This window comes from Massilia frigida (assembly GCF_011682175.1).
Classification (GTDB): Bacteria; Pseudomonadota; Gammaproteobacteria; order Burkholderiales; family Burkholderiaceae_D; genus Telluria_A; species Telluria_A frigida.
On record NZ_WHJG01000219.1, the window covers coordinates 1 to 291 of the forward strand.

At 53.3% G+C, this 291-nt stretch carries 1 protein-coding gene; it reads left to right on the forward strand.

All coding sequences use genetic code 11. From position 1 onward, the window contains the following. Positions 1-43: 43 nt before the first annotated feature. A partial coding sequence (locus F2P44_RS34755) for a GNAT family N-acetyltransferase (RefSeq protein ID WP_167094646.1) occupies positions 44-291 on the forward strand: 248 nt, incomplete at its 3' end.

The window sequence follows — 291 nt, forward strand, 5'->3', positions numbered from 1 at the left end:
GAAGGTGAACAAAAACATAACGCTTAAACAGGGAGAACCACGGATGACAATACCGACGCTAACGACAGACCGCCTGTTACTCATTCCCCTGGTCGCGGAAGATGCCGTCCAGATACAGCGGCTTTATCCACGCTGGGAAATCGTTCGCTATATGGTCTCCTCAGTGCCCTGGCCCTACCCGGATAACGGCGCGGAGTATTATGTTAATAACGTTGCGCTGCCGGATATGGAAAAAGGCATTGCCTGGTTCTGGAGTATTCGACGTCGCGAGGTGCCGGATGAGCTGATGGG